Source organism: Pseudomonas atacamensis, assembly GCF_017167965.1.
GTDB classification, from domain to species: domain Bacteria; phylum Pseudomonadota; class Gammaproteobacteria; order Pseudomonadales; family Pseudomonadaceae; genus Aquipseudomonas; species Aquipseudomonas atacamensis.
In genome coordinates this window covers 1,641,684-1,654,857 of record NZ_CP070503.1, presented here as the reverse complement: position 1 = coordinate 1,654,857, position 13,174 = coordinate 1,641,684, and the positions used below count along the sequence as shown (strand labels likewise).

13 protein-coding genes, 4 tRNA genes and 1 riboswitch are annotated in these 13,174 nt (G+C 58.7%); of the genes, 5 read left to right on the top strand and 12 right to left on the bottom strand.

The genetic code is table 11. From position 1 onward, the window contains the following. Positions 1 to 63: 63 nt before the first annotated feature. Positions 64 to 140: transfer RNA gene (locus tag JWU58_RS07600), tRNA-Arg, on the bottom strand. Positions 141 to 439: 299 nt separating this feature from the next. Between JWU58_RS07600 and JWU58_RS07595 the strand changes: the two genes are divergently transcribed. Both JWU58_RS07595 and JWU58_RS07590 read left to right on the top strand, forming a co-directional pair. Continuing rightward, entirely contained in the window at positions 440 to 673 is a 234-nt protein-coding gene (locus JWU58_RS07595; protein ID WP_016773600.1) for a hypothetical protein, read from the top strand. A 20-nt stretch (positions 674 to 693) separates the two neighbouring features. Beyond that, on the top strand, positions 694 to 873 hold the full coding sequence (locus JWU58_RS07590) for a PA3371 family protein (protein WP_016773599.1): 180 nt from the start codon (positions 694 to 696) through the stop codon (positions 871 to 873). Here the strand turns inward: JWU58_RS07590 and phnN are convergent. Further along, positions 848 to 1,417, bottom strand: a complete 570-nt coding sequence (phnN, locus tag JWU58_RS07585; protein WP_122746821.1) for a phosphonate metabolism protein/1,5-bisphosphokinase (PRPP-forming) PhnN — start codon at positions 1,415 to 1,417, stop codon at positions 848 to 850. The two genes, JWU58_RS07590 and phnN, sit on opposite strands and share 26 nt — an antisense overlap. A 388-nt stretch (positions 1,418 to 1,805) precedes the next feature. Between phnN and JWU58_RS07580 the strand changes: the two genes are divergently transcribed. Continuing rightward, positions 1,806 to 2,132, top strand: coding sequence for an Arc family DNA-binding protein (locus JWU58_RS07580; protein ID WP_003178899.1), 327 nt, complete (start codon positions 1,806 to 1,808; stop codon positions 2,130 to 2,132). A gap of 256 nt (positions 2,133 to 2,388) precedes the next feature. Here JWU58_RS07580 and mgtE read toward each other — a convergent pair whose 3' ends face one another. Continuing rightward, complete coding sequence (mgtE, locus tag JWU58_RS07575; RefSeq protein WP_016773597.1) at positions 2,389 to 3,831, bottom strand: magnesium transporter; 1,443 nt, start codon at positions 3,829 to 3,831, stop codon at positions 2,389 to 2,391. A 321-nt stretch (positions 3,832 to 4,152) separates the two neighbouring features. Between mgtE and JWU58_RS07570 the strand changes: the two genes are divergently transcribed. After that, positions 4,153 to 4,665, top strand: a complete 513-nt coding sequence (locus JWU58_RS07570) for a cell envelope protein SmpA (RefSeq protein ID WP_206421709.1) — start codon at positions 4,153 to 4,155, stop codon at positions 4,663 to 4,665. Positions 4,666 to 4,684: 19 nt separating this feature from the next. Here the strand turns inward: JWU58_RS07570 and JWU58_RS07565 are convergent. The 7 genes from JWU58_RS07565 to ltaE form a co-directional block, all read right to left on the bottom strand. Continuing rightward, positions 4,685 to 4,761 (bottom strand) — tRNA-Arg (locus JWU58_RS07565). Positions 4,762 to 4,833: 72 nt separating this feature from the next. Beyond that, positions 4,834 to 4,910: transfer RNA gene (locus JWU58_RS07560), tRNA-Arg, on the bottom strand. Positions 4,911 to 5,017: 107 nt separating this feature from the next. Then, positions 5,018 to 5,108: transfer RNA gene (locus JWU58_RS07555), tRNA-Ser, on the bottom strand. Between the two features lie 62 nt (positions 5,109 to 5,170). Further along, the gene (gene csrA, locus JWU58_RS07550; RefSeq protein WP_002554426.1) at positions 5,171 to 5,359 is read right to left on the bottom strand and encodes a carbon storage regulator CsrA; all 189 of its coding nucleotides are present in this window, start codon (positions 5,357 to 5,359) and stop codon (positions 5,171 to 5,173) included. A 187-nt stretch (positions 5,360 to 5,546) separates the two neighbouring features. Beyond that, complete coding sequence (locus tag JWU58_RS07545; RefSeq protein ID WP_016773595.1) at positions 5,547 to 6,788, bottom strand: aspartate kinase; 1,242 nt, start codon at positions 6,786 to 6,788, stop codon at positions 5,547 to 5,549. Between the two features lie 90 nt (positions 6,789 to 6,878). Further along, entirely contained in the window at positions 6,879 to 9,494 is a 2,616-nt protein-coding gene (gene alaS, locus JWU58_RS07540) for an alanine--tRNA ligase (RefSeq protein WP_122612069.1), read from the bottom strand. 146 nt (positions 9,495 to 9,640) lie between these two features. Next, entirely contained in the window at positions 9,641 to 10,645 is a 1,005-nt protein-coding gene (gene ltaE, locus JWU58_RS07535) for a low-specificity L-threonine aldolase (protein ID WP_206421708.1), read from the bottom strand. Positions 10,646 to 10,922: 277 nt separating this feature from the next. After that, positions 10,923 to 11,094: riboswitch (FMN riboswitch) on the top strand. Positions 11,095 to 11,197: 103 nt separating this feature from the next. Here ltaE and JWU58_RS07530 point away from each other — a divergent pair. Beyond that, entirely contained in the window at positions 11,198 to 11,707 is a 510-nt protein-coding gene (locus tag JWU58_RS07530) for a 6,7-dimethyl-8-ribityllumazine synthase (protein WP_016773593.1), read from the top strand. A 123-nt stretch (positions 11,708 to 11,830) separates the two neighbouring features. Here JWU58_RS07530 and astE read toward each other — a convergent pair whose 3' ends face one another. Beyond that, positions 11,831 to 12,838, bottom strand: coding sequence for a succinylglutamate desuccinylase (astE, locus tag JWU58_RS07525; RefSeq protein ID WP_206421707.1), 1,008 nt, complete (start codon positions 12,836 to 12,838; stop codon positions 11,831 to 11,833). A 12-nt stretch (positions 12,839 to 12,850) separates the two neighbouring features. Then, a complete protein-coding gene (locus JWU58_RS07520; protein WP_016773591.1) occupies positions 12,851 to 13,141 on the bottom strand; it encodes a hypothetical protein in 291 nt (96 codons plus the stop codon). Positions 13,142 to 13,174 lie beyond the last annotated feature (33 nt).

Below are 13,174 nucleotides of genomic sequence, written 5' to 3'. Positions count from 1 at the left end.
CTCCAACGCAAAAAGCCCCGCCGCACGAGTAAGTGCGACGGGGCTTTTTGTTTTTTGAAGAGGTGGTGTCCCAGGCGGGGTTCGAACCTGCAACCTTCCCCTTAGGAGGGGGATGCTCTATCCAATTGAGCTACTGAGACACTGAATTGACGCGGGCTGTATGCGGCGCGACAGACGGCGTGCATGTTAACGGCCGGCCCCTGTTTTGTCATGTCGTCCGTAGGGCTTTTTAAGTGTAGGCAAGCGCCTTGGAAGATTGCGGGAACTTTTACCGGGCAAATTGCACTGCGCGGAAATGCGGTCATTGCAGATTGCAATCAGCGTCGCCGGAAAAAACATACCAAACCCTTGTTTTTAAAGGACTTATCAGCCGTTACACTGTTGGCACGGCGACTGCTATGCCTGTTCTATCAAAAAGAACAATTTGGAGCGTCGTGCCATGAACAGCACCCTCTTGCTTGCAAACGCAGCGGCTCTGGCTGTCTTGCTCGGATCACATTTTTTTCCCAAGGCTGACGTTGAGCAGCCAGTGGCGCAGCGCATGCCGCATTACTTGCAAGTGCAGAAAGCGCCGCAGTGGGCCGTGTTGAGTGATCGCAGCGACGCTTCTACACAAATGGTCAGCGAGCCTGAGCAAGCCTCGGCGCCAACCACCGAACGTCTGGTTTTTTGAAATATCTTCAGGAGTACAACATGTCCAAATCGGCGACAGGATTTCTGATCCTCGCTTTACTGAGTGGCGTTACCCACCTGGCGCTGTTCGAGGAGACGGAAGTCACCTTGCCTCTGGTTGGCTGTGGCGTGTTTGCGGTGCTGTTTGTGCTGGCGCTGATTGCAGGGCGCAAAATCAAGTTCGATCCGGTTCTGCGTTGAGCCGAACCAATTCCAATAACGAAGAGACCGCGATAGCAAGGTCAACAGAGTTGTCGATCTGATGAACGGGGCTGTCGCTGGATCTTCGGTCTTTGAACAACGCATTGCGAGCCAGCCTCGCATCGATTTGCTCAGGGGTCTCCCGACCACGGCTGAGCAAGCGCTTGCGCAGGACCTCATCGTTGACTGTCAGCAGAATCGGCACCAGGGTTGGATACTTCTCCATTGCTTGACGCAGGTTCGCTCTTGACCCGTTAACCAGTACGTGCCGGCCCGCTTGCAACCATTCATCCATTTCCCTTGGAATGCCGTAGGAGAGGCCGTTGGCTTGCCAGGCCAGGGAGAAAGCGCCGGCGTGCTGTCGCCGTTCGAATTCCTCAGGGGTCACGCCGATTGCATCTTCGCCGACGGACTCCGCCGAGCGGGTAATCACCCGACGCATTACTTCACAGTTCAACGCCCGCAGTGGCTCACGCGATGCATCGATCAGGCTGTCCTTGCCCGAACCGGACGGCCCCATCAGGTAAAAAAGCTTGCCATCCATCCTGTAAACGCCCTCCGACGGGTCCTGCCTCTAGTAAATCGGCAAATTGCCACTATCCTGTACACATAGGGATCAAGAATAGCGAGCCGCATAGCATGCACGTTCTGAGGTCTTCGGACATCAACAGATGTGCATGCGAAAGCGGGCAGCGATACGGAAGGATGGAAAGTTTTCCAACCAGTCCGCATTTCTGACAACTGGTGCTGGCATTACGCCTTTACCCGGCTCAATATTTGTCACAGAATTGACGCCAATGATCTGGCAATTTTGAGGCATGATGCCGGCCTCTTAACAATTCAGGTTGAACCAATTGGTCCGGATGCTTGTCCTACCACACATCCTGCGGCCAATCCCGAGAACCGCTCCCCTGAACTAACCGGTTAAATATATGCGCCCATTGAAACAGGCAATTTATTCCAGCCGTACGGCTGACAAGTTTGTCGTACGTCTGCCAGACGGAATGCGTGAACGCATTGCCGAGGTGGCTCGCAATCATCATCGCAGCATGAACTCCGAGATCATTGCGCGCCTTGAGCAGAGTCTTATTCAGGAAGGCGCACTGGGCGAAGAGCTGAGCATGCGCCTGGACAGCCCGGAGCTGTCGCTGCACGAGCGCGAGCTGTTGCAACGCTTCCGTCAGCTGTCGCACCGTCAGCAGAACGCCCTGGTGTCGCTGATCGCACACGACGCAGAAATGGCCGCAGACGCGTCCTGAGTTATACCGAACATATTGAAGCCAGCATGATTGCTGGCTTTTTTTTGCCCGCAATATGACAGATGGCCGCTTGGCAATTGAGTGTGGCGAGGGGATTTATCCCCGCTGGGCTGCATGACAGCCCCAAAAACAATGGGACTGCTGCGCAGTCCAGCGGGGATAAATCCCCTCGCCACGGTTACTTGTACTTGCGCTCATATCTGTTTGGCAGGCACAAAAAAGCCCGTCGATTTGACGGGCTTTTCATTGCACAAGGTCAGAGCAGGAAGATTGTCGCCAACCCGAGGAAGATGAAGAAGCCACCGCTGTCGGTCATTGCCGTGATCATCACACTGGCGCCCATCGCCGGATCGCGGCCCATTTTGGCCAGCGTCATCGGGATCAACACGCCCATCAACGCCGCCAGCAACAGATTGAGCGTCATCGCTGCCGTCATCACCACGCCAAGCGACCAACTGCCGTAGAGCATGTACGCGACTACACCGATCACCCCGCCCCAGACCAGACCGTTGATCAAACCGACCGCCAGCTCTTTGCGCATCAAGCGCGAGGTGTTGCCGGTGCTGACCTGATCCAGCGCCATGGCGCGCACGATCATGGTGATGGTCTGGTTACCGGAGTTGCCGCCGATACCCGCCACGATCGGCATCAGCGCCGCCAGTGCCACGAGCTTCTCGATCGAACCTTCGAACAGACCGATCACCCGCGATGCGACAAATGCAGTGATCAGGTTCACCGCCAGCCACGCCCAACGGTTACGCAGGGATTTCCATACCGAGGCGAAGATATCTTCCTCTTCGCGCAGACCGGCCATGTTGAGGACTTCGCTTTCGCTTTCCTCACGGATCAGGTCGACCATTTCGTCAATGGTCAGACGGCCGATCAGTTTGCCGTTTTTGTCGACCACCGGCGCCGAGATCAAGTCGTAACGCTCGAATGCCTGAGCGGCGTCGTAGGCGTCTTCGTCAGGATGGAAACTGACCGGATCGCTGGCCATGACTTCGGCGACCTGCTTCTCCGGATCGTTGACCAGCAGACGCTTGATCGGCAGCACGCCCTTGAGCACGCCGTCGTAATCGACCACGAACAGTTTGTCGGTATGACCAGGAAGCTCTTTGAGGCGACGCAGATAACGCAGAACCACTTCAAGGCTGACGTCCTCACGGATCGTCACCATCTCGAAGTCCATCAACGCACCGACCTGATCCTCGTCATAGGACAGGGCCGAGCGCACGCGTTCACGCTGCTGGTTATCCAGACTCTCCATCAGCTCATGGACAACGTCTCGCGGCAGCTCGGAGGCCAAGTCAGCGAGTTCGTCGGCGTCCATGTCCTTGGCCGCAGCCAGGAGCTCGTGATCGTCCATGTCGGCGATCAGCGTTTCACGGACGGAATCGGATACTTCAAGAAGAATGTCGCCGTCGCGATCGGCCTTGACCAGTTGCCAGAGCGTCAGACGATCGTCCAGCGGCAAGGCTTCAAGAATGTAGGCGACGTCGGCGGAGTGCAGATCATCGAGCTTGCGTTGCAGCTCGACGAGGTTTTGCCGGTGAACCAGGTTTTCCACGCGGTCGTGGTGCGGACCTTCCTGGCGATGAGTCAGGTCTTCAACGACACGTTGGCGCTGCAGCAACTCGACGACCTGAGCCAGGCGGTCCTGCAGGCTTTCCTGTGTTTTCTTTACTTCGATTTCGGACATAGGCGAACTCCACTCCCAGCAGCGGGGCACGCCGGAAGGATCAATCAGTCAATTCATGATTGGTGAAACGGTTTACTGAACAACTACTGGGTAAGTCCATGGAGGTTTTCCATAAGCCCCGGCGGGGCTGACGGGCGCAATGATACACGCCTGACGGTTTAAAACGTTGAAAAAATCACGGCTGAAACAAGCGCTTGCGAAACAAACCTGAGCACCTGCCTGACCCGTGCAAATGCGACGACTCATCTTGAAAAGAAAACACACCGGCAATGCAAAAAGCAGCGACTACCCTTGAGCGTAGATCGTCACGGAGGACATCGAATGCCAGCAAAACCCGCGCTATATCTACTGACCGTCCTGCTCCACACCACGCCTGCCAACGCCACCACACTTCATCGTTGCCAGGCCGGTGACGGCAGCGTCACATTCACATCGATGAGCTGCGCAACCGGCGAGCAGCTCTCAATTCAGGAGGTCCACCCGCATTCACCCGGCTGGGTCGCAATCATGCCGGAGTTCAATCACGAAGCCGTGACCGGCATAAAAGACAGCGGACGCGAACCGGGCATCGTCGGCGGCACCGAACATAAATGTGGAAACCTGATCGATAACAGGCAGCGGCGCGAAGCGATCATCAATCGGCGAGTGATTGCCGGCATGAGCCAGCGGGACGTCGAAAGCGCACTGGGCAAGCCCGACAAGATCAACACCCGCACGTCGACCACGAGCTATCGTTACGACCTCAAGCGAGGCCGCAGTGCTCAAATTGATTTTGATGAAAGAGGCTGTGTGAAGGGAAAAGCCAAATCCCGGACAGCAAAAAGCCCGCGTTGAGCGCGGGCTTCTTGGTATATGGTGCACTCGACAGGATTCGAACCTGTGACCGCTCGGTTCGTAGCCGAGTACTCTATCCAGCTGAGCTACGAGTGCATTTTGTGTTTTTAGACCAGACCACAACTGGCTGAAACCGAGTTACTCACCTTACAGCAAATAACTCTTAAATGGTGCACTCGACAGGATTCGAACCTGTGACCGCTCGGTTCGTAGCCGAGTACTCTATCCAGCTGAGCTACGAGTGCATTTGTTGCCGCGCATTATAGGCCGTCTAATCTCTATGTCAAACACTTTTTCTAGTAATTTCAATAACTTACAGAAGAAGCCAGATTACGACGTACTAAGCAAATAATGGCGGAGAACGGGGGATTCGAACCCCCGACACCCTTTTGAGGTGTACTCCCTTAGCAGGGGAGCGCCTTCGGCCACTCGGCCAGCTCTCCGCAACACGGGGCGTATATTAACCAGCTTCTTCCCCGTTTGCAAACATAAAAATCGATAAAAATTAATGGCTTGGTTCTTCGTCCTTCTCTTTCTTTATACGCAGGTAAATTTCCTCACGGTGCACCGCAACCTCTTTCGGAGCGTTGACGCCGATACGCACCTGGTTTCCTTTGACGCCGAGCACGGTCACGGTGATTTCGCCGTCACCGATAATCAGGCTTTCCGCGCACCGACGAGTCAGAATCAGCATACCTTTCTCCTTACGCCATTCATTTCAGGGACAACAGTCTGCAAAAAAAAGGCACCCGACCTACAACCGCAGCGATCGTAGCCCTACATGCCTGAGTATTGACCAGCGCGAGCAAAAGAACAGTTCCGGGGCTCGCGCCATTCAAAAATAAAGGGCGCGGTCAGACCGCGCCCTTCACAGAAGCGGATTACTCGCCCTGACGGGCCGGAGCATCCAGTTCGAAAGCCGTGTGCAGCGCGCGCACGGCCAGTTCCAGGTACTTCTCTTCGATCACTACGGACACCTTGATTTCCGAAGTCGAGATCATCTGGATGTTGATGCTTTCTTTCGCCAGGGATTCGAACATGCGGCTGGCCACGCCTGCGTGAGAACGCATGCCGACGCCGACGATCGAGACCTTGGCAATCTTGGTGTCGCCAACGACCTCACGGGCACCGATCTCGCGAGCGGTGTTTTCCAGCACGGTCTGTGCGGCCTGGTAGTCGTTGCGGTGCACGGTGAAGGTGAAGTCGGTGGTGTTATCGTGCGCGACGTTCTGCACGATCATATCGACTTCGATGTTCGCGGCACTGATCGGGCCGAGAATCTTGAACGCCACGCCCGGGGTGTCTGGCACGCCACGGATGGTCAGCTTGGCTTCATCGCGGTTGAAAGCGATGCCGGAAATGATCGGCTGTTCCATGGTTTCCTCTTCATCAATAGTAATGAGGGTGCCCGGACCCTCCTTGAAGCTGTGCAGTACGCGCAGCGGAACGTTGTACTTGCCGGCGAATTCCACCGCACGGATCTGCAGCACCTTGGAGCCGAGGCTGGCCATTTCCAGCATCTCTTCGAAGGTGATCTTGTCCAGACGCTGAGCGACCGGCACCACACGCGGGTCGGTGGTGTAGACACCGTCGACGTCGGTGTAGATCTGGCATTCATCCGCCTTCAAGGCCGCCGCCAGTGCCACGCCGGTGGTATCGGAACCACCACGACCGAGAGTGGTGATGTTGCCGTGCTCATCGACGCCCTGGAAACCGGCGACAACCACCACACGGCCAGCCTTCAGATCACCGCGAATCTTCTGGTCATCAATCTGCAAGATACGCGCTTTATTGTGCGCACTGTCAGTCAGGATCCGTACCTGATTACCGGTGTACGACACCGCCGGCACACCGCGCTTGATCAGCGCCATGGCCAACAGGGCAATCGTCACCTGCTCACCGGTGGACACGATCACGTCCAGCTCGCGCGGAACCGGTTGTGCCTCGCCACTGATTTGCTTGGCCAGATCGATCAGACGGTTGGTTTCGCCGCTCATTGCAGACAGCACAACCACCAGGTCATCGCCGGCATCGCGGAATTTCTTAACCTTGTCGGCGACCTGCTCGATTCTCTCGACAGTGCCGACCGAGGTGCCTCCAAATTTCTGTACGATCAAAGCCATTTCAAAGCCGCCTCTGCCCATGAAGGGCGCCCAATAATCTTTCGAACAGTCGCCGGGCCCGCCACTAGACTGCGGGCCCGGCGAGCCGTCTTATAAAGCCTGCTCGACGAATGGAACGGTCAGCGCCAGTGCGCCATCCAGCGCAGCGGCATCGACACCGCCGCCCTGCGCCATGTCCGGACGACCACCGCCCTTCCCGCCCACTGCCGCCGCAGCCTGTTTCATCAAATCACCGGCTTTGAGTTGGCCAGTCAGGTCCTTGGTTACGCCTGCAACCAATACGACCTTTTCCTCATGGACACCGCCGAGCAGGATCACTGCGCGGCCGAGTTTGTTTTTCAGCTGATCGACCAGCGCCAGCAGCGCTTTGCCATCCTGACCGTCCAGACGGGCGGCCAGCACCTTCACATCCTTGACGTCCACCGCCGAGGCCGACAGATCGTCGCCCGCAGCGCTGGCTGCCTTGGCCTGCAACTGCTCGAGTTGTTTCTCCAGCAGACGGTTGCGCTCCAGTACCGCCGAGAGCTTGTCGATCAAGTTGTCGCGGCTGCCCTTGACCAGGCTGGCCGCTTCCTTGAGTTGTTCTTCCGCCGCGTTCAAGTAGGCCAGCGCCGCAGCACCGGTGACTGCCTCGATACGACGCACGCCCGATGCCACGCCGCCTTCGCTGATGATTTTCAGCAGGCCGATGTCGCCGGTACGGTTGGCGTGGATACCGCCGCACAGCTCGACCGAGAAGTCTCCCATGCTCAGCACGCGCACGCTGTCGCCGTACTTCTCGCCGAACAGCGCCATGGCGCCTTTGTTCTTCGCGGTTTCGATGTCGGTTTCTTCGGTTTCAACGGCGGAGTTCTTGCGAATCTCGGCGTTGACGATGTCTTCCAGCTGCTTGATCTGTTCTGGCTTGATCGCTTCGAAGTGGCTGAAGTCGAAACGCAGACGCTGACTGTCGACCAACGAACCTTTCTGCTGCACATGCTCACCGAGCACCTGACGCAGCGCGGCGTGCAGCAAGTGCGTAGCCGAGTGGTTCAGCGCGGTGGCGTGACGCACTTCGGCGTCGACGTGGGTTTCCACCGGCGCGCCAATGGTCAGACTGCCCGAGGCCAGCACGCCGTGGTGCAGGAATGCGCCGCCGGTCTTGGTGGTGTCGCGCACGTCGAAGCGGCTGCTGCCGGCCTGAATGAAACCGCAGTCGCCGATCTGGCCACCGGATTCGGCGTAGAACGGCGTCTGGTTGAGCACGATCACGCCTTCCTGACCTTCGCTCAGCACGTCGACCGACTGGCCATCCTTATAGATGGCAACGATTTTCGCCGAGCCGCTGGTGGCGGCGTAACCGGTGAACTCGGTGGCCACGTCGACCTTGACCAGGGTGTTGTAGTCCAGACCGAACGAGCTGGCCGAACGCGCGCGAACACGCTGCGCTTCCATCTCGCGCTCGAAACCGGCTTCGTCGACGGTCAGGCCGCGTTCGCGGGCGATGTCGGCGGTCAGGTCCATCGGGAAACCGTAGGTGTCGTAGAGTTTGAACACCACGTCGCCTGGCACCACGGTGCCTTTGAGCTCGGCCAGATCCTGCTCGAGGATTTTCAGGCCGTGCTCCAGGGTCTTGGAGAACTGCTCTTCTTCAGCCTTGAGCACGCGTTCGATGTTGCTTTGCTGCTTCTGCAGTTCCGGGAAGGCTTCGCCCATCTCGGCAACCAGCGCCGCGACGATCTTGTAGAAGAAGCTGCCGGTGGCGCCGAGCTTGTTGCCGTGACGGCAGGCGCGACGGATGATCCGGCGCAGCACGTAACCGCGACCTTCGTTGGACGGCAGCACGCCATCGGCAATCAGGAAACCGCAGGAACGGATGTGGTCGGAGACGACTTTGAGCGACGACTGATCGCCGTTTTCGCAGCCGATCGCTTCAGCCGAAGCCTTGAGCAGGTTCTTGAACAGGTCGATGTCGTAGTTGGAGTTGACGTGCTGCATCACCGCACTGATCCGCTCCAGGCCCATGCCGGTGTCCACCGACGGCGCAGGCAACGGATGCAACACGCCATCGGCGGTGCGGTTGAACTGCATGAACACGTTGTTCCAGATTTCGATGTAGCGGTCGCCATCTTCTTCCGGCGAGCCCGGCGGGCCGCCCCAGATGTGCTCGCCGTGATCGTAGAAAATCTCGGTGCACGGGCCGCACGGGCCGGTATCGCCCATGGTCCAGAAGTTGTCGGAAGCGTACGGCGCGCCCTTGTTGTCGCCGATGCGGATCATGCGCTCGGCGGGCACACCGATTTTCTGTGTCCAGATGTCATACGCTTCGTCGTCGGTGGCGTAGACAGTGACCCAGAGCTTTTCCTTCGGCAGCTTGAGCACGCCAGTCAGGAAGGTCCAGGCAAAGGTGATCGCGTCGTGCTTGAAGTAGTCGCCGAAGCTGAAGTTACCGAGCATTTCGAAGAACGTGTGGTGACGCGCGGTATAACCGACGTTTTCCAGGTCACTGTTCTTGCCGCCGGCGCGCACGCATTTCTGGCTGCTGGTGGCACGGGTGTACGCACGTTTTTCCTGGCCCAGGAAGCAGTCCTTGAACTGGTTCATCCCCGCGTTGGTGAACAGCAGGGTTGGGTCGTTGCCCGGAATCAAAGAGCTGGAGGCTACACGGGTGTGGCCTTGCTCTTCGAAGAAGCGAAGGAAGGCTTCACGGATTTCTGCGCTTTTCATTAGGTTCTTCCACGGAGGCTGCGGCCAAAGGCCTGTTCGAAACGTCGTGAGACGAAGCGACGGCAAAGGGCCGCATTATATCGGCCCTGCGCGCGGGGTACAGCGTGTTTATACGATAGAAACGGTCAATTGGACGGCTGACGCTGTCACTTGCGTGAAAACTCGACGAATGTCGCGATCACTTGTTCGATTTGCGCGCGGCTGACGTCCATGTGCGTGACCATGCGCAAGCGCGCAGCGGCGCTGAGCCTGATCCCGCGTTCGCCGGCAAAGTCCTTGAGTGCTGCGGCCTTGTCGCCCATTTGCACATAGACCATGTTGGTTTGCACGGGCTCGACGACGAAACCGGCCTCACGCAGACCCTCGGCGAGCAACTGCGCATTGGCATGGTCATCCGCCAGCCGTTCGACGTGATGATCCAGCGCGTACAGGCCAGCCGCCGCGAGCAACCCGGCCTGACGCATGCCGCCACCGACCATTTTGCGCAAACGCCGCGCCTTGCCGATCAGTTGCTCGGAGCCGCACAGCACCGAGCCGACCGGCGCGCCGAGGCCCTTGGACAGGCACACCGACACCGAATCGAAGTGCTGAGTGATCTCGCGGGCATCGACGCCAAGCTTGACCGCCGCGTTGTACAGCCGCGCGCCGTCCAGGTGCAATTGCAGGCCATGCTCCTGCGTAAAGCGTCGCGCGCGCGCCAGATATTCCAGCGGCAGCACTTTGCCCTGCATGGTGTTTTCCAGCGCCAGCAAACGCGTGCGGGCGAAATGGAAATCGTCCGGTTTGATCGCGGCCGCAACCTGATCCAGATCCAGCGAACCGTCGGCCTGCACCTCCAGCGGCTGCGGCTGAATCGAGCCGAGCACCGCCGCCCCGCCACCTTCGTACTTATAGGTGTGCGCCTGTTGACCGACGATGTACTCGTCGCCCCGCTCGCAGTGCGCCATCAGGCCGAGCAGGTTGCTCATGGTCCCGGTCGGCACGAATAGCGCGGCGGCAAAGCCCAGGCGTTTGGCCAGTTCGGCCTCGAGGTGATTGACCGTCGGATCTTCGCCATACACATCGTCACCGGTATCGGCTGCGGTCATCGCATCGAGCATGGCGGGAGTCGGTTGGGTGACGGTGTCGCTGCGAAGATCGATAACGCTCATGAACCTGGCCTCTGGTCAGATGGGGAAATCCATTTGTGAAGTGGGATTACTGCGGTCATCGCGCAGATTAATCAACCCTTGAACGCGGAAAAAACCCATTCTTCCTCGAGAAAACAAAGCCCATGTGGGAGCGAGCCTGCTCGCGAAAGCGGAGTAACAGTCAGCATATTCATTGAATGTGAAGCCGCTTTCGCGAGCAGGCTCGCTCCCACAGTGTCATGTGCATGGCCGGGAAATATGTGTTACAAACTTGCCGCCGCCCGCCTATGGGCGGCAAAAACGTTCTCAGGGCGGGGTGCAATTCCCCACCGGCGGTAATTGCGCGCAATGCGCATAGCCCGCGAGCGCTTGGCGCTGCACTCGACTTGAGTCGGGTGCGTCGGCAAGGTCAGCAGACCCGGTGTGATTCCGGGGCCGACGGTCATAGTCCGGATGAAGAGAGAACGGGATCGACGCCAAAGGGCCGTCCGCGTGCACTCGTGCCTGCGTTCGCACCCTTGCATCCCTTTCGATTCATAACGCCCTGTTTTTCACACAAACAGGAGTCAGAACATGCAACCCACCGCTATCGACAGCAAAAGCAAACACCCACAGGGCGAGCGCGTCGCGTTCATCCAGGCCTGCTGGCACAAGGAAATCGTCGACCAGAGCCGTAAAGGCTTCGTCGCTGAAATGCTGGTGCAGGGTTATCAGGAATCGGACATCGATTTCTTTGAAGTCGGCGGCGCCTTTGAAATGCCGCTGCACGCCAAGCTGCTGGCCAAGTCCGGCCGTTACGCCGGCATCGTCGCCGCCGCCCTGGTGGTGGACGGCGGCATTTACCGTCACGAGTTCGTTGCGCAATCGGTGGTCAGCGGCCTGATGCAGGTGCAGCTGGAAACCGAAGTGCCGGTGTTCTCGGTGTCGCTGACCCCGCATCACTTCCATTCGGGCGAAGAGCATCAGAAGTTCTTCTTCGAGCACTTTGTGCACAAGGGCCAGGAAGCGGCGCGGACTTGCGCCGATACCTTGCAGAAGATTCGCGCGTTGCGTCGAACCGAGCCGCGTGCTGTAGCGGTTTAAACTCCGCCCGATCGTTCCCACGCTCTGCGTGGGAATGCCTCAACGGACGCTCCGCGTTCGGCTTTGGAACGGACGCAGAGCGTCCCGGGCTGCATTCCCACGCGGAGCGTGGGAACGATCACGTCAGGCGAGGTTTTCGTCGGTGCTCGGGACGATGAGGATGCCGGCGCGCAGGCCGTTCTTGACCTTGGGGTTGGGGAAGATGATCCGCGCGCCCTGCTCTTCGATCACCCAGCGGGTATTGGCCAGATCCTCGGCCAGCACATAACCCGGTTCCAGCTCGGAAAAGTTCTCGATATCCGCCGGCAGATTCAGGCGGAACGCATCGCTGTGCTTGATGATTTCCCGCGCCACGCTGAACAGTTGCAAGCCGTCCAGCCCTTCTTCTGTCTCCGGCTCAGTGCCTTCGATGATCTGCTTCAGACGGGTTTCCAGCAGTGAAACGTTAACGCCGTCGTTCTGCCCGAACGGCCGCGCCTTGCCCAGTTCCAAGGTAAAAGCTTCAGCGTCGAGCTTGTCGTAGGTGTACGAACTGAAGACGATGGATGGCTTGTTCTGCAACAGCACTGCTTCCATGCCGGCGGCGCGCAGGCGCGCCAGTTCGCGACGGGAATGCTGGCGCCCTTCCTTCCACGGGTACAAGGCGAACTGTTCGATCTTCGACCCACGAATCGCGGTGTGCAGGTCGTAGTGCAGACGCTGGCGCTCGGGCTTGCTGAAGAAACTCGCCGCCAGCCGTTCCAGCTCACAGGCGCGCAACGCTTCCGAGCCGCTGCTTTGTTCGTGGCGGCCGTTGAACAGCCGATTGACGTCCTGCTCGACGAAACGCTCGCCCTTGCGAATCGCTTCCGGGTTGCCGAACAGGAACAGAATGCGTGCGCGCGGCTTGAGATCGCCGCGTGCGATGTCGTGCAGCAGCCGATCAAGCAACTCGATCGGTGCCGTTTCGTTGCCATGGATGCCTGCCGACAGCAGCAGGTCCAGGCCATTGTCGCGCGCTTCCGGGGGCCGCACTTCCAGCGCCCCTTCGCTCAACCAGCGCATGCGCACGCCTTCGACAGTCAGTTGAGTCTTCTCCGTCGGTTCACGGCCGGCGAGGGTCAGTTCAAGCAGTTTGCCGAGGGCGAGCATAGAGCGGTTTCCTTAGTGGTCGTGGTTGCAATCCGGGCCGTGTACGTGATCCTCGTCAGCGCCGAGGTCAGCCGGTTCCATTTCCAGTTGCAGACTTACCAGATTAGTCGCCAATGGGCGCAGCAGCAGGTTGGCGTACTCTTCGTCACCTTCCTCGACGTCGACGCCGATCAGCAGCTGGCCACGGCCGTCCTGCTGGATCCACAGCTCTTTGCCTTGCCACATCACCGCGACGCGGGTGCACGAGGTTTGCAATTGCGTGCCGTCGGTGTCTTCAAGGATCAGCTGCAGGGAATCGCTCATGTTTTTACTCTCTTGGGTGACACGCCGCGCGCC